Origin of the sequence: Mixta sp. (assembly GCF_024610815.1) — a bacterium.
GTDB classification, from domain to species: Bacteria; Pseudomonadota; Gammaproteobacteria; order Enterobacterales; family Enterobacteriaceae; genus Mixta; species Mixta calida.
In genome coordinates this window covers 1-14,244 of record NZ_JANION010000148.1, presented here as the reverse complement: position 1 = coordinate 14,244, position 14,244 = coordinate 1, and the positions used below count along the sequence as shown (strand labels likewise).

Below are 14,244 nucleotides of genomic sequence, written 5' to 3'. Positions count from 1 at the left end.
AACCAGGTGGTAGTGTGCTGGAAAGAATTAAAGCCTGTTTTACTGAGAGTATACAAACGCAGATCGCCGCTGCGGAGGCGTTGCCCGACGCGATTTCCCGCGCGGCGATCGCCATGGTGCAATCGTTGCTGAACGGCAACAAGATCCTCTGTTGCGGCAACGGCACGTCGGCAGCCAATGCGCAGCATTTCGCCGCCAGCATGATTAACCGTTATGAAGCGGAGCGTCCCAGCCTGCCGGCGCTGGCGCTGAACGCGGATAATGTGCTGCTGACCGCCATCGGCAACGACCGGCTGCATAACGAAGTCTACGCCAAACAGGTGCGCGCGCTGGGGCAGACGGGCGATGTGCTGCTGGCGATTTCAACCCGCGGCAACAGCCGGGATATCGTTAAAGCAGTCGAGGCGGCGGTCACGCGCGATATGACCATTATCGCCCTGACCGGTTATGACGGCGGCGAGCTGGCCGGCCTGCTGGGACCGCAGGATGTGGAGATTCGCATTCCATCACACAGAAGCGCCAGGATTCATGAAATGCATATGCTTACCGTGAACTGCCTGTGTGATTTGATTGATAACACTCTGTTTCCACACCAGGAATAAATAAGGAGATGCAATGAAGGCATTATCAGCACTGGCAGTGATTCTTGCCGCCCTGGTATTACAGGGCTGCGCCGCCGTGGTGGTGGGCAGCGCGGCTGTTGCCACCAAGACGGCGACCGATCCGCGCACCGTCGGCACTCAGGTGGATGACGGCACGCTGGAGCTGCGCGTTAGCAATGCGCTGGCGAAAGATCAGCAGATTAAAAACGACGCGCATATCGTCGCCACTGCCTATCAGGGCAAAGTGCTGCTGACCGGCCAGGCGCCGAGCAGCGAAGTGGCGGAGCGCGCGAAGCAGATCGCGGTCGGCGTGGATGGCGCGACGGAGGTCTATAACGAAATACGTCAGGGGCCGAAAGTGACGCTGGGCACCGCGTCGTCCGATACCTGGATCACCACCAAAGTGCGTTCTCAGCTGCTGGGCAGCGATCAGGTGAAATCCTCCAACGTGAAGGTCACCACCGAGAACGGCGAGGTGTTTCTGCTGGGGCTGGTGACGCAGGCGGAAGCCAGCGCGGCGGCGGATATCGCCAGCCGGGTGAGCGGGGTGAAGCATGTCACCACTGCCTTTACTATTCTAAAATAACGCTTCAGGGGCGGCCTCAGCGCCGCCCCGTTTTTTTATTACGCCAGCAGATCGACCACCAGCGCGCGCAGCGGCGTTTGCGCCTCTATGCAGAGGCTGGCCTCATCACGAATAAAAGCCCCGTCGCCGCAGCCCAGTTCCTCCCGCTCGCCGTTCGCCGTCAGCGCCTGAAAAGCGCCGTGGATCGATTGCAACCAGGCGCGCGAGCCCCGCAGCGGCTGCTGCCAGCGTTCGCCGGGCGCCAGCTGAATATGATGTATCCAGACCTGCTGACGCACCTGCAAACTGCCTTTTTCGCCGTCGGGCGAAGCGATAAGCTGATGCGTCTCCTCCTTCCCCAGCGACATTTGCTGCACCAGCGGGTTTTCCCGCGTCGGGCAGGCGTCGAGCCAGAGCTGGATGCGCGTCAGCGGCGCTTCCTTGCTTACGTTCAGCTCGCTGTACGTAACGCCGGGCTGGGTGGCGAGCAGCAGCGCCTCGCCGCTTGCCGCGCGGCTGTAGTTGCCTTCGCTGTCGCGGTATTCCGCTTCGCCCTGTAGGATAAGATTAAGGATATCCACCTGCGGGTAGGTGCGTGGTTGAAAGGCGGCGCCGGGCGCCAGCACTTCCTGATTCAGCACGCGCAGCGACGCGTACCCTAAAAGTTTCGGATCAAAGTAGTGCCCAAAGGAAAATGTATAGCGCGCCTGCAGCCAGCCGTAATCCGCGTGGCCGCACTGTTGCGCGGTGCGTGACGTCATCATAGTTATATTACCTCCCATCAGCGCCAGCCTTTACCACCAGCGGGCCGCTCAGGTTTCCATGGTAAATATCTGGACGGCGGATTGTTAGCCAGTTAATCTGCCAGGCATATTCAAAATTACTGACAGAGACGCGCTATGGCAAAAGATAGGGCTTTAACCCTCGAAGCATTACGCGTGATGGATGCTATCGATCGGCGCGGCAGCTTTGCGGCCGCTGCGGATGAACTGGGACGCGTGCCGTCGGCGCTGAGCTACACCATGCAGAAGCTGGAAGAGGAGCTGGATGTGGTGCTGTTCGACCGTTCCGGCCATCGCACCAAATTCACCAACGTGGGACGCATGCTGTTGGAGCGCGGCAGGGTGCTGCTGGAAGCGGCTGATAAGCTGACTACCGACGCGGAAGCGCTGGCGCGCGGCTGGGAAACACACCTGACGATTGTGACCGAAGCATTGGTGCCTACCGAATCGCTTTTCCCGCTGGTGGAAAAACTCTCTGAGAAGGCCAATACGCAAATCTCGCTGATCACCGAAGTGCTGGCGGGCGCGTGGGAGCGGCTGGAGCAGGGGCGCGCCGACATTGTGGTGGCGCCCGATCTGCATTTCCGCGCCTCGACAGAAATCAACACCCGCAAGCTCTACAGCATTATGAGCGTGATTGTCGCCAGCCCGGATCACCCGATCCATCAGGAGCCGGAGCCGCTGTCGGAGGCGACGCGCGTGAAATATCGCGGCATCGCGGTAGCGGATACCGCGCGTGAAAGGCCGGTGCTGACGGTACAACTGCTGGACAAGCAGCAGCGCCTGACGCTGAGCAGTATGGATGATAAGCGGCGTGCGCTGCTGGCCGGGCTGGGCGTGGCGAGCATGCCTTATCCGATGGTGGAGCGGGACATCGCCGAAGGGCGTCTGCGCGTCGTCAGCCCGGAAACCACGAGCGAGATCGATATTATCATGGCCTGGCGGCGCGACAGCATGGGCGAGGCGAAAGCCTGGTGCCTGCGTGAGATCCCGCGCCTGCTGGGAAGAAAAGGGTAACCGGCGGTTACCCGCTCTATGCCGTTAAACCGATTCCGGGAAGCGTTCGTCGCGCCCGTGCGGTTCATCCCAGTTTATCGCCGGGCCAAGGGAGATAACGCCGCTGGGATTGATGGTTTTATGGCTGCGATAGTAATGATGGCGAATATGCTCAAGGTTTACCGTTTCGTCGATGCCGGGCATCTGCCAGATGTCGCGCAGGAAGCCGTTCAGGTTTAAGTAATCGCCGATACGCTGCTGGTCGCATTTAAAATGGGTAACGTAAACCGGATCGAAACGCACCAGCGTGGTCCACAGGCGCAGATCCGCCTCGGTGAGCTGGTTGCCGGCCAGCCAGCGATGCTGGCCGAGGATCTGCTCCAGACGGTTCAGCGACTGGAACAGCGCGGTCGCCGCTTCCTCGTAGGCCGCCTGCGAGGTGGCGAAGCCCGCCTTATAGACGCCGTTATTGACCGTGTCATAGATCCAGCCGTTAAGCTCATCGATTTTTTCACGCAGGGCGACAGGGTAGTAATCGCCGGCGCGCGCGCCCACCGCGTCAAACGCGGAGTTCAGCATGCGAATGATATCGGCGGACTCGTTGCTGACGATCGTCTGCTGCTGCTTATCCCACAGCACCGGAACGGTCACGCGGCCGCTGTACTGCGCATCGGCGTGCTGATAAAGCTGATAGAGAAAATCGTGCTGGTAGAGATCGTCGCCGGTCGCCGCAGGAAAATCGGTGGCGAAGGTCCAGCCGTTTTCCAGCATTAGCGGATGCACCACTGATACAGAAATCATCTGCTCCAGCCCCTTCAACTGACGCATCAGCAGCGTACGGTGCGCCCAGGGACAGGCAAGCGAGACATAGAGATGGTAGCGATCGCGCTCGGCGGGGAAGCCCCCTTTGCCGGTCGGCCCGGCGCTGCCGTCAGCCGTCACCCAGTTACGAAAGGCGGATTCAGATCGCTTAAAGCGGCCGCCGGTCGATTTTGTGTCATACCAGGTATCCTGCCAGACGCCGTCAATCAGTTGTCCCATAACTCCTCCAAAATGAAAGGAGCGAGAATGGAATCATCCTCGCCCTTTTGTTATTGAGTATAGCAACCGCTTACCACTTTTTACCCAGCAGGCGGTCGATGCTGTAAGCGCCTGGCCCGGTGATGCCCAGCAGCAGGAAGCCGCCCGCCATCGTCACGTTTTTCATAAACATAATCGAGTTCACTCCTTCCGCGAAGTTGCTGTGGAACAGGAAGGCCGTCAGCAACGTGAAGAGCGCAGTGAAGAGGGCGGTAAAGCGCGTCAGGAAGCCGAACAGAATCGCCAGGCCGCCGCCGAGCTCCAACAAAATAACCAGCGGCAGGATAAACGCGGGTACGCCCATCGCTTGCATGTACTGCGCCGTGGCGTCATAGCCGCTGATTTTGCCCCAGCCGGAAACGATATAAAGGATCGGCATTAAAATGCGTGCGACCAGCAGACCAGTATCTTCTAATTTTTTCATCATCTTTCCCCAGTGTTGGTTTGCTGCAAACGAAGCGCGTCTGAGCAATTAAATTCAGTGGTAACGGGCTATTAGGCGCCGTGTTTGCTAACTGAGGAGGATAATAGGCGGAGTGCGCAAGATATGTAAGCGAGATAAACTGTCAAAGAAATTCAATAAAATTGATGGTGGCTGCCCCGCGTTAAACAGGGCAGTCAGAGAGGCGTTAATGCTTTTGCGGCAGGTTGGCTTTTACCAGACGCCAGGTGCTCCAGATGCCGAAGCCGCGCTTGGCCCAGCGCATAAGGAAGTTAGGATTGCGTACCGACCAGACCGCCAGCGCGCTGCTGCCGATGGCGATATAGCTGCGCAGGCTTAACAGCGTCATCCAACCGCGATCGTAGCGGGCGGTTTCCAACAGCCAGTCACGTCGGGCCGCGCTAAGATCGAGGCGCTGCTGGTGAATGGCGATCAACAGATCCGCTTTACGTTGCTCACGGTCAGCACGGTTCATGGATGGCGATCCTCCAGCATCTGACGATCGGAAGCGAGCTCCTTGCGCGTATGATGAAGCAATGTGGATTTGCGTGATTTACGCAACGTCCACAGGCCGAAAATTAGCGCCAGTAGGAAAAGCACGCCGGTCGTGATGCCGATCGCCATCAGGCGGTACTGCGCGTCAACGGCCCAAATCACCAGTACCATCAGGCTCATCAGCCCAAACGCGGTGAACAGCATCGTCAGGCCAGTCATCAACAGCATCTGTATCAGATTCGCCTTTTCCTCTTCCAGCTCGACCACTGCCAGGCGCACACGGGTTTCTACCATGCCAACCAGCGTAGTAACAAGACGCTGTCCGATGTTTATGACCCCTTTGCCCGGGCCTTGGCTTTGCTGAGAATGGGCCATAATTAACGACGCGAAACCAGCATGCCAAGCACCAGACCCACGGCTGCGCCGATGCCGACGCCGTGCCATGGGTTTTCACGCACGTAATCGTCAGCGCGGCCCACCGCTTCACGGGTGGTCTGCGACAGGCGATCGCCGGTTTCGCCCAGGCGCAGGCGCGATTCGTCCAGCGCGGCGCGCGCTTTGCTACGCAGCTTGTCCAGTTCGGATTTCGATTTATCGGTAGAGTGGCTCAGCACCTCTTCCAGCGTATCCGCCAGGTTTTTCAGCTCGGCGCGCAGGTGTTCTGACGTAGTATCTTTTGACATGAAACACTCCTTTATTCTCAGGCAATGTACGCTGTAAATGGATTAGTAGGGCGCTGACTGTAGCGCTTTCAGCTCTTCGCGCTCTTCCTGTAGTTTGCGTTGGCGTTTGGCGATTTTCTCTTTATCGCCATCTTCCTGGGCATCTTTTAAATCCTGTTCACGCTCGGCCACTTCACGCTGCTTAGCCTTGATATTCTCCTGATGCGCCGCCTTCAGCTTTTCATCGCTGCAGTTGGCCTGCACTTCAGTCAGGGCGCGTTCCAGGCCGTTCACCCGGCGTTGATTATCATGTTGTTTGGCAGCCGCGATTTCTTGCTCTATCGTCTTCTCTTTCTGCATACAGAGCGGGCCAGCCGCCTGTACAAAACCTGAAAAAGAAACGAGCGCCAGAAAAAGCGAGGTACGAAATTTCATCTGATAATGACCTTCCATTGTTAAATTCAGCCGCTCCCTGTGAACGGTATCGATGCAGCGATTATAAGGCTGGCAACCATGCCGCTTTATAACCTTTTGTAAGAATAGACACTCTTTAGCGAAAGCTCAAAAAGTGTTGGCGAAGAAGGAATGTTCTGAGGGCGAAAAGGCGCGCCGGCTGAGTGAAATCAGCCAACCGACTGCTGACGCAGCGAAATTTTATTCAGCCAGCCGTTGCCAGTGCCGTTTTCCAGCTGCGCGATATCAAAACCGTGGGGCAGAATTTTATGCAGCGCGCGCTGTGCCGCCTGACTCTGCTCCTGCGATTCAAAACGCAGCACCAGCGAGTCCTGAGCCGGAGTAATGCTTTTTACCTGAATGCCTAAGGCGTTGAGCTGCTGCCAGACGTAAAAACCGTCCGGCAGCGTGACGCCCTGATGAGCGGCGCGGATCAGCAGCGCATTTTCATGACGAAACAGCGCGGGAACGATGGCGAAGGCGAGAATCGCCAGCAGACCGGCCAGCAGCCAGCGCAGCGGCTGGCGCAGAAGAGGTTGCAGCCAGCGCATCATGACTGACCTTTTTGGTTGCTGTTGGCCTGGCGTTTACGCCACAGCACCAGCAGCGATCCGAACAGTCCCACCACCAGCAGCACCAGCGGCAGCAGCATCAGGCAGAACATCAACTCATCTTCATAACGGCGGAAAATAGGCGTTTTGCCCAGCGCAAAGCCCATTACCGTCAAAATCAACACCCACAGAAAGCCGCTCATCCAGTTGAAGAACTGAAAACGGGTATTGCTGAGACCGGAAAGACCGGCGATGGTCGGCAGCAGCGTGCGCACAAAAGCGATAAAGCGGCCGATTAACAGCGCCGAGAGGCCGTGGCGGTGAAACAACTGGTGCGCGCGCTGATGGTACTGCGCGGGCAGGTGCGACAGCCACTTTTGCACCGTAGGCGTATTGCCCAGCCATTTGCCCTGAATATAGCTGACCCAGCAGCCGAGGCTGGCGGCGGTAGTGAGAATAAACAGGGTAAGCGGGAAATTCATCGTGCCTTTCGCGATCAGCACGCCGACTAAAATCAGCAGGCTGTCGCCAGGCAGAAAGGCGGCAGGCAGCAGGCCATTTTCCAGAAACAGGATCATAAACAGCACACCATATATCGCCCAGACCAGCGTCGGATCGGCCAGGGTTTCAAAATCTTGTTGCCATAAGGCTTGCAACAACGCTTTTAAAATATCCATTCAATGTTCCTGAACTTCATTGGTAACGCCGGCTCATCGGTGACTGGCCGGGACAGCGGGCAGGCGGTTTTTGTTTAGTGTAGTCGCCGCTATCACAGGCCGGGTACTTGCTTTCTGCCGGAATGGCGTAAAAAAACGACGCGTTCCTCTTTCCCTCTGCGAAACGGTAAGAAAAGGCGGATAACTGTAACAAAATCCACAGATACGAGACAGGGAAAGTTAGCACAGGATGAGATTTTTACCGTTGAAAATTATTAGCAGAAAGGAGTTTTACACAGGCTGACACTAAAGTAAGTTTGCTGACTTTAGACGCTTTGTTAGCCAAAGCGCCTGTTTTTAACGGGAAGAGGTGGGATCGGGTAAAATAACCGGATTTTCAGCGAACATATAGCGATCTACATTAAATTCAAAATCGTCAGTGGTGGCGTTAAACAACATCTGACGCGTATTTTCCAGATGTTGCCACATCGCCAGCTTAGCGGCTGCGGGATCTTTACGAATCAGCGCTTTCAGTATGGCGTCGTGATCGCTGCACCAGCTGCCGATCGAGCGCTCGTCAATATGTTCATGCAGCTTCAGCCAGTAGGGGTTGTGCATACGGTGCAGCCACATCTTTTCGACGATGGCGGCCAGCGCGCTGTTCTGCGTCGCCATGGCGATTTTTACATGGAAGCGCATGTCCCACTCTGAATCGCGGAAGCGATCCTCTTTACGCGCCTGCTCCTGAATCTCCATCAGCTGCACGATATCCTGGCGTGTTACGCGCGTGGCGGCGAACTCCGCCACATTGCTTTCAATCAGCTGGCGCGCCTGCAACAGTTCAAACGGGCCGAAGTTGGCGAACTCCAGCTGGCTGTCGGTGACGACGCGATGACTCTGCTGATTGGAAATCACATGAATGCCGGAGCCTTTGCGCACCTCAACATAGCCTTCCACTTCGAGCATGATGATCGCTTCGCGCACCACGGTGCGGCTAACCTGCATCTCTTCGGCAATCAGGCGTTCGGCAGGCAGTTTATCGCCCACCCGATACTGACCCGCCTCAATGCGGGTTTTTAACTCTGAGGCCAGCTGTTGATAAAGACGACGTGGTTCGCTGATATCCATAGGCAAATCCATAGCAGAGAAATTCTTGAAGTTGTTATACCACTTACCGAACGCCGGGCCAATGGTTGTGGCGTGTGGTCCACAGGAAATGCGAGGGAAGACGCACTTCTGCTGCTCGCAGAGGATAACGTTAAAAGAGAATGCGGGACAGAGGATAAAGAGGGGAAAAGCGTCAGAAAGCAGGCGCGCCTTAACACGCCTGCTGGAGAGTTTAGCTGCGAACCGGCGCGCCGGCGACGGACGCAACCTGCTCCTGCTGTAATTCGGAAACCGGTTTGTTTTTCAGCACCGTCCAGATGACCACCGCGCCCAGCAGATCGAACACCGCCAGCGCGGCGAACAACGGGCTGAAGCCCAGCGTGTCGGCCAGCGCCCCGACCACCAGCGCGAACAGGGTGCTGGCGGTCCAGGCCGCCATGCCGGTCAGACCGTTGGCGGTCGCCACCTCATTACGACCAAAAACATCGGAGGAAAGCGTAATCAGCGAACCGGACAGCGCCTGATGCGCAAAACCGCCGATGCAGAGCAGACCGATCGCCACGTAAGGGCTGGTGAACAGACCGATGGTGCCAGGGCCGATCATCAGCACCGCGCCCATGGTGACCACCAGCTTACGCGAAACGATCAGGTTAACGCCGAAGATACGCTGGAACAGCGGGGGCAGATAGCCGCCGACGATGCAGCCGAGATCGGCGAACAGCATCGGCATCCAGGCGAACATCGCGATCTCTTTCAGGTTAAAGCCATAGACCTTAAACATAAACAGCGGGATCCAGGCGTTAAAAGTGCCCCAGGCTGGCTCGGCGAGAAAGCGCGGCAGGGCGATGCCCCAGAACTGGCGGTTACGCAGGATCTGACCAGCGCTCATTTTCTTGCCGTTGCTGACCTGATGATGCGCTTCCTGACCAGAAAGAATGTAGTCGCGTTCTTCCTCGCTCAGCCTGGTCTGCTTTTTAGGATGTTTATAGAAGATCAGCCAGCAAACCGCCCAAATCATACTGAGGACGCCGGTGATGATAAATGCCATTTCCCAGCTGTGGGCGACGATGGCCCAGACCACCAGCGGCGGCGCGACCATAGCGCCGATAGAGGAGCCGACGTTGAAATAGCCCACGGCGATGGAACGCTCTTTCGCCGGGAACCACTCGCTGCTGGCTTTCAGGCCGGCAGGGATCATCGCGGCTTCCGCCGCGCCGACCGCGCCGCGCGCAATCGCCAGGCCGCCCCAGCTGCCCGCCAGCGCGGTGGCGGCGCAGAAGACCGCCCAAAGGATGGCGAACATCGCATAGCCAATTTTGGTGCCGAGAACATCAAGAACATAACCCGCGACCGGCTGCATGATGGTATAGCAGGCCGAGTAAGCGGCGACGATATAGGAGTATTGTTGGGTGGTAATGTGAAGCTGATCCTGGAGCGTAGGCGCGGCAACGGCAATGGCGTTGCGCGTCAGGTAACCCAGCACGGTACCGATGGTCACCAGACCGATCATATACCAGCGTAGCCCTTTTATTTTACGCATGTCATACCTCTTCCAGTTCTGTATGCGGCCCGTGCCGCTGTTGTTGTTATGCGGGGCTGCCTGCTGACCAAGGCTGACAGAGAGCATCTGTGAACCCGGTGCTGCGAGCGCCCGTTTTTTATTCCTTGCCTTTAAAAAACATTCGTTCAGTAAATTCTGACCGGCAGACGATAACTTGTCATACCGATTTAAAAGTTGAATGCCATCACAAAAACCATTTTTGCGATATGGGATAATAAAAATCACTAAATGTCAGGTTTTTACTGGTTTGCAGGGCGACAGGCAGCAGTATTAGCCGGACAAAGTTGTCTGATATGTGAGCTGTATCGCAAAATAATCGCTGCGCCGCCGCAAATTGGTATGATAACTTTTCGCCATCAGGTGGATGCATCTGCGCCGTTCATGCAAGAGGAGACCGGAATGTCCCGTTTTATGACCGAAGATTTTTTGCTCGACACCGAATTTTCCCGCCGTCTTTACCACGACTACGCGGCCGATCAGCCGATTTTCGATTATCACTGCCACCTGCCGCCGCAGCAGATCGCGGAAAACTATCGTTTTAAAAATCTGTACGACATCTGGCTTAAGGGCGACCACTATAAATGGCGTGCGATGCGCGCGAACGGCGTGCCGGAAGCGCTTTGCACCGGCGACGCCAGCGATCGTGAAAAATTCAACGCCTGGGCACGCACCGTCCCGCATACCATCGGCAACCCGCTTTATCACTGGACGCATCTTGAACTGCGCCGCCCGTTCGGCATCACCGACGTGCTGCTGTCGGAAAAAACCGCCGATCGCATCTGGAACGCGTGCAACGAGCTGCTGGCGCAGGACGCGTTCAGCGCGCGCGGCATCATGCAGCAGATGAATGTGCGCATGGTGGGCACCACCGACGATCCGATCGACGATTTACAGCACCATCAGCGTTTGGCGCAGGATGCCAGCTTCAGCATTAAGGTGCTGCCGAGCTGGCGTCCCGATAAGGCGTTCAATATCGAGGCGGAAGGGTTCGCGGAGTATATGAACAAGCTTGGCGCGGTAGCGGACGTGGATATTCGTCGCTTCGACGATTTGCGGCGCGCGCTGAGCAAACGGCTCGACCATTTCGCCGCGCACGGCTGTAAGGTTTCCGATCACGCGCTGGATGTCGTGCTGTACGCCGAAGCGGACGACGCCGCGCTGGATCAGATTCTGGCGAACCGGCTTCAGGGCAACGCGCCTTCCGAACATGAAACTGCGCAGTTTAAAACCGCAGTGCTGGTCTGGCTGGGTGCGGAATACGCCCGACGCGGCTGGGTGCAGCAGTACCATATCGGCGCGCTGCGCAATAACAACCGTCGTCAGCTGCAGCTGCTGGGCCCGGATGTCGGCTTCGACTCTATTAACGACCGCCCACTGGCGGAACCGCTGGCGCGCCTGCTGGACGCGCAGAATCGCGACAACGCGCTGCCGAAAACCATCCTTTACTGCCTGAACCCGCGCGATAACGAAGTACTGGCGACGATGGCGGGCAATTTCCAGGGCGAAGGCGAGCCGGGCAAAATGCAGTTCGGTTCCGCATGGTGGTTTAACGATCAGCTGGACGGCATGCAGCGCCAGATGACCCAGCTGGCGCAGATGGGCCTGTTAAGCCGCTTCGTCGGCATGCTCACCGACAGCCGCAGCTTCCTCTCCTATACCCGTCACGAATATTTCCGTCGGCTGCTCTGCCAGATGATTGGACGCTGGGTAGAGAACGGCGAGGCGCCGGCGGATATCGATCTGCTGGGCAACATGGTGCAGAACATCTGCTTCAATAATGCCCGCGACTATTTCGGCATTGAGCTTTAATCCGAGGAAAATGCATGCAAACCCTTAACCGCGCCGCTTTTCCGGGACCGCAATACCCCACCCGCATTATTCAGTTCGGCGAGGGCAACTTTCTGCGCGCCTTTATCGACTGGCAGATCGATCTGCTCAATGTTCACGGCGGCCTGGATGCGGGCGTCACGGTGATTCGACCGCTTAATCGGCGCGTGGACTATTCGCTCAATCATCAGGACGGGCTTTACACCGCGCTAATCCGTGGCCTGAACGCACAGGGCGAGGTGGTTAGCGAGCCACGGCTGATTCGGTCGGTTAACGAAGAGATCCAGCCCTGGGAGCAATTTGAGCCGTTTATCGCGCTGGCGCGCGATCCGCAGATCCGCTTTATGTTCTCCAACACCACCGAGGCGGGCATCGCTTTCAACGCCGAGGATCGGCCGGACGATCGCCCGGCGCGATCTTTCCCCGGCAAGCTGACCCAGCTGCTGTGGGCGCGCTGGCAGCACTTTTCCGGCGCGGCGGATAAAGGCTGGATCCTGCTGCCCTGCGAGCTGATCGATGACAACGGCGATACGCTGCGCGAGATGGTGCTGCGCTATGCGCAGCTCTGGCAGCTGCCGTCAGCCTTTAGCGACTGGATCGTGCAACACAACATCTTCTGCAACACGCTGGTGGATCGCATTGTACCCGGCTATCCGAAAGAGGACGCTGAGGAGATCTTCGCTCAGCTTGGCTACCGCGATCCGCTGCTGGTGGCGGGCGAGGTCTTTTACCAGTTTGTGATTCAGGGGCCGCAGCAGGTCGCCGACGAGCTGCGGCTGAACGCGCTGCCACTTAATATCCGCCTGGTGGATGACATCAAGCCGTGGAAAGAGCAGAAGGTCGCCATTCTCAACGGCGCGCACACCGCGATGGTGCCGGTCGCCTGGCTTTCCGGCCTGGAGACCGTCGGGGAAGCGATGAATGACGCAGAGATCGCCAGCTTCGTCGACGCTCTGCTGCGTCAGGAGGTGATCCCGACGCTCGATCTGCCGGCGGAAGATCTGCACCGCTTCGCCGATGCGGTGCTGGGGCGCTTCCGCAATCCGTTTATTCGTCATCAGCTCTCTGCCATCGCGCTGAACAGCATGACCAAGTTCCGCACGCGCCTGCTGCCGCAGCTGCTGGCCGGGCATCAGCAAACCGGGCAGTGGCCGACACGCATCACCTTCGCGCTGGCGGCGCTGCTGGCATACTATCGCGGCGAGCGCGACGGCGAGGCCTGGGCGCTACAGGATGACGCGCAGTGGCTGGATCGCTTCGCTACGCTCTGGCCGCAGCAGGCGCAGGGCGCCATCTCGCTGCGACAGCTGGTCGCCGCCGTGTTGAGCGATGCACAACACTGGCAACAGGATCTGAGTCAGCTGCCAGGACTGGTTGACGCCGTTGCCGCACACCTGCAAACCATCACCGCTCAGGGAATGCGGGCGGCTATACCAAAATGAGGAACAGCGGCTATGCAACAGGCAATTAAAATCGCGCCGCGCGACAACGTCGCCGTCGCGCTCAGCGATCTGGATGAGGGCAGCATATTGACGCTTGATGGCGTGATGGTCACGTTGCGTCAGCCGATTGGTCGCGGGCACAAGTTCGCGCTGCGGCCCATTGCGGTCAATGAACATATCATCAAGTACGGACTGCCGATCGGTCACGCCACGCAGACGATTGATGTCGGCGAGCATGTCCATGCCCAGAATGCGCGCACCAACCTCAGCGATCTGGATGAGTATCAGTACCAGCCCGATTTTCTGACATTGCCGCCGCAGGCCGCCGATCGTGACGTACAGATCTATCGTCGGGCCAACGGCGAAGTGGGCATCCGCAATGAGCTGTGGATTCTGCCGACCGTAGGCTGCGTCAATGGCATCGCGCGTCAGATCCTGCAACGCTTTCTGCGTGAAACCAATGACGCCACGGATATCGACGGCGTGCATCTCTTCAGTCATCCGTTCGGCTGTTCGCAGCTGGGCCAGGATCATGAGAATACCCGCACCATGCTGCAAAATATGGTGCGTCACCCTAACGCTGGCGCGGTGCTGGTGATTGGGCTCGGCTGCGAGAACAATCAGGTGGATACCTTCCGTGAAACGCTGGGCGACTACGACAGCGATCGCGTCAGCTTTATGATCTGTCAACAGCAAGAAGATGAGGTCGAAGCGGGGTTGACGCGCCTGCACCAGCTTTATGAGAAAATGCGTCATGACCGGCGCGAGCCGGGACGCCTGAGCGAGCTGAAGTTCGGCCTGGAGTGCGGCGGATCGGACGGCTTCTCCGGCATCACCGCCAATCCGATGCTGGGCCGCTTTTCCGACCGGATGATTGCCAACGGAGGCACCACGGTGCTGACTGAAGTGCCGGAGATGTTCGGCGCCGAGCGTATTCTGATGAGCCGCTGCCGCGATGAGTCTACCTTCGAAAAAACGGTGGCGATGATCAACGATTTCAAACGCTACTTTATCGCCCATCAG

At 57.8% G+C, this 14,244-nt stretch carries 17 protein-coding genes; 6 read left to right on the top strand and 11 right to left on the bottom strand.

What is annotated here, in order from left to right; translation table 11 throughout:
• Window positions 1–14: 14 nt before the first annotated feature.
• A complete protein-coding gene (gene diaA / locus MYY08_RS10930; protein WP_038623979.1) occupies window positions 15–602 on the top strand; it encodes a DnaA initiator-associating protein DiaA in 588 nt (195 codons plus the stop codon).
• A gap of 13 nt (window positions 603–615) precedes the next feature.
• The gene (dolP, locus tag MYY08_RS10925) at window positions 616–1,188 is read left to right on the top strand and encodes a division/outer membrane stress-associated lipid-binding lipoprotein (protein ID WP_038623981.1); all 573 of its coding nucleotides are present in this window, start codon (window positions 616–618) and stop codon (window positions 1,186–1,188) included.
• 38 nt (window positions 1,189–1,226) lie between these two features.
• Here the strand turns inward: dolP and MYY08_RS10920 are convergent, their stop codons facing one another.
• Window positions 1,227–1,931 (bottom strand): pirin family protein, encoded by a 705-nt coding sequence (locus MYY08_RS10920; protein WP_190296228.1) that lies wholly within the window; start codon window positions 1,929–1,931, stop codon window positions 1,227–1,229.
• 135 nt (window positions 1,932–2,066) lie between these two features.
• Here MYY08_RS10920 and MYY08_RS10915 point away from each other — a divergent pair, with 135 nt between their 5' ends.
• Window positions 2,067–2,966 carry a LysR family transcriptional regulator gene (locus tag MYY08_RS10915; protein WP_038623985.1) on the top strand — a complete coding sequence of 300 codons (900 nt, stop codon included), beginning with the start codon at window positions 2,067–2,069 and terminating at the stop codon, window positions 2,964–2,966.
• 24 nt (window positions 2,967–2,990) lie between these two features.
• On the opposite strand, the gene MYY08_RS10910 is transcribed toward MYY08_RS10915, so the two are convergent.
• The 10 genes from MYY08_RS10910 to MYY08_RS10865 all read right to left on the bottom strand — a co-directional run bounded on the left by MYY08_RS10910 (window position 2,991) and on the right by MYY08_RS10865 (window position 9,931).
• Window positions 2,991–3,986: a glutathione S-transferase family protein gene (locus tag MYY08_RS10910; protein ID WP_288014133.1), complete on the bottom strand. Its 996-nt coding sequence runs from the start codon at window positions 3,984–3,986 to the stop codon at window positions 2,991–2,993.
• A 70-nt stretch (window positions 3,987–4,056) separates the two neighbouring features.
• A complete protein-coding gene (locus tag MYY08_RS10905; RefSeq protein WP_038629862.1) occupies window positions 4,057–4,449 on the bottom strand; it encodes a DoxX family protein in 393 nt (130 codons plus the stop codon).
• A gap of 205 nt (window positions 4,450–4,654) precedes the next feature.
• Window positions 4,655–4,942, bottom strand: a complete 288-nt coding sequence (locus tag MYY08_RS10900) for a YqjK-like family protein (protein ID WP_038623989.1) — start codon at window positions 4,940–4,942, stop codon at window positions 4,655–4,657.
• A complete protein-coding gene (locus MYY08_RS10895) occupies window positions 4,939–5,337 on the bottom strand; it encodes a phage holin family protein (RefSeq protein ID WP_174705323.1) in 399 nt (132 codons plus the stop codon). The genes MYY08_RS10900 and MYY08_RS10895 overlap by 4 nt, the downstream gene beginning before the upstream one ends.
• A 2-nt stretch (window positions 5,338–5,339) precedes the next feature.
• Window positions 5,340–5,645: an ElaB/YgaM/YqjD family protein gene (locus MYY08_RS10890; RefSeq protein ID WP_038623991.1), complete on the bottom strand. Its 306-nt coding sequence runs from the start codon at window positions 5,643–5,645 to the stop codon at window positions 5,340–5,342.
• A gap of 42 nt (window positions 5,646–5,687) precedes the next feature.
• Complete coding sequence (locus tag MYY08_RS10885) at window positions 5,688–6,059, bottom strand: DUF1090 domain-containing protein (RefSeq protein ID WP_144380538.1); 372 nt, start codon at window positions 6,057–6,059, stop codon at window positions 5,688–5,690.
• A gap of 188 nt (window positions 6,060–6,247) precedes the next feature.
• On the bottom strand, window positions 6,248–6,628 hold the full coding sequence (gene mzrA, locus MYY08_RS10880; RefSeq protein WP_038629865.1) for an EnvZ/OmpR regulon moderator MzrA: 381 nt from the start codon (window positions 6,626–6,628) through the stop codon (window positions 6,248–6,250).
• Window positions 6,628–7,305, bottom strand: coding sequence for a DedA family protein (locus MYY08_RS10875; RefSeq protein ID WP_038623995.1), 678 nt, complete (start codon window positions 7,303–7,305; stop codon window positions 6,628–6,630). The genes mzrA and MYY08_RS10875 overlap by 1 nt, the downstream gene beginning before the upstream one ends.
• A 336-nt stretch (window positions 7,306–7,641) precedes the next feature.
• Complete coding sequence (gene exuR, locus MYY08_RS10870) at window positions 7,642–8,412, bottom strand: transcriptional regulator ExuR (RefSeq protein ID WP_038623997.1); 771 nt, start codon at window positions 8,410–8,412, stop codon at window positions 7,642–7,644.
• 211 nt (window positions 8,413–8,623) lie between these two features.
• The gene (locus MYY08_RS10865) at window positions 8,624–9,931 is read right to left on the bottom strand and encodes an MFS transporter (RefSeq protein WP_038629866.1); all 1,308 of its coding nucleotides are present in this window, start codon (window positions 9,929–9,931) and stop codon (window positions 8,624–8,626) included.
• Window positions 9,932–10,351: 420 nt separating this feature from the next.
• Between MYY08_RS10865 and uxaC the strand changes: the two genes are divergently transcribed.
• The 3 genes from uxaC to MYY08_RS10850 form a co-directional block, all read left to right on the top strand.
• Complete coding sequence (gene uxaC, locus MYY08_RS10860; protein WP_038623999.1) at window positions 10,352–11,761, top strand: glucuronate isomerase; 1,410 nt, start codon at window positions 10,352–10,354, stop codon at window positions 11,759–11,761.
• Window positions 11,762–11,775: 14 nt separating this feature from the next.
• Window positions 11,776–13,221: a tagaturonate reductase gene (locus tag MYY08_RS10855; protein WP_038624001.1), complete on the top strand. Its 1,446-nt coding sequence runs from the start codon at window positions 11,776–11,778 to the stop codon at window positions 13,219–13,221.
• Between the two features lie 12 nt (window positions 13,222–13,233).
• On the top strand, window positions 13,234–14,244 hold a 1,011-nt coding region (locus MYY08_RS10850), incomplete at its 3' end, for a UxaA family hydrolase (RefSeq protein ID WP_288014127.1).

Excerpts from the sequence above, each read along its gene's own strand:
- MYY08_RS10905 (WP_038629862.1), bottom strand. The coding sequence starts at position 4,449 with ATGAAAAAATTAGAAGATACTGGTCTGCTGGTCGCACGCATTTTAATG.
- mzrA (WP_038629865.1), bottom strand. The coding sequence starts at position 6,628 with ATGCGCTGGCTGCAACCTCTTCTGCGCCAGCCGCTGCGCTGGCTGCTG.
- MYY08_RS10915 (WP_038623985.1), top strand. The coding sequence starts at position 2,067 with ATGGCAAAAGATAGGGCTTTAACCCTCGAAGCATTACGCGTGATGGAT.
- MYY08_RS10855 (WP_038624001.1), top strand. The coding sequence starts at position 11,776 with ATGCAAACCCTTAACCGCGCCGCTTTTCCGGGACCGCAATACCCCACC.
- MYY08_RS10920 (WP_190296228.1), bottom strand. The coding sequence starts at position 1,931 with ATGATGACGTCACGCACCGCGCAACAGTGCGGCCACGCGGATTACGGC.
- MYY08_RS10865 (WP_038629866.1), bottom strand. The coding sequence starts at position 9,931 with ATGCGTAAAATAAAAGGGCTACGCTGGTATATGATCGGTCTGGTGACC.
- MYY08_RS10875 (WP_038623995.1), bottom strand. The coding sequence starts at position 7,305 with ATGGATATTTTAAAAGCGTTGTTGCAAGCCTTATGGCAACAAGATTTT.
- dolP (WP_038623981.1), top strand. The coding sequence starts at position 616 with ATGAAGGCATTATCAGCACTGGCAGTGATTCTTGCCGCCCTGGTATTA.
- MYY08_RS10895 (WP_174705323.1), bottom strand. The coding sequence starts at position 5,337 with ATGGCCCATTCTCAGCAAAGCCAAGGCCCGGGCAAAGGGGTCATAAAC.
- MYY08_RS10890 (WP_038623991.1), bottom strand. The coding sequence starts at position 5,645 with ATGTCAAAAGATACTACGTCAGAACACCTGCGCGCCGAGCTGAAAAAC.
- uxaC (WP_038623999.1), top strand. The coding sequence starts at position 10,352 with ATGTCCCGTTTTATGACCGAAGATTTTTTGCTCGACACCGAATTTTCC.
- MYY08_RS10885 (WP_144380538.1), bottom strand. The coding sequence starts at position 6,059 with ATGAAATTTCGTACCTCGCTTTTTCTGGCGCTCGTTTCTTTTTCAGGT.
- MYY08_RS10910 (WP_288014133.1), bottom strand. The coding sequence starts at position 3,986 with ATGGGACAACTGATTGACGGCGTCTGGCAGGATACCTGGTATGACACA.
- MYY08_RS10900 (WP_038623989.1), bottom strand. The coding sequence starts at position 4,942 with ATGAACCGTGCTGACCGTGAGCAACGTAAAGCGGATCTGTTGATCGCC.
- exuR (WP_038623997.1), bottom strand. The coding sequence starts at position 8,412 with ATGGATATCAGCGAACCACGTCGTCTTTATCAACAGCTGGCCTCAGAG.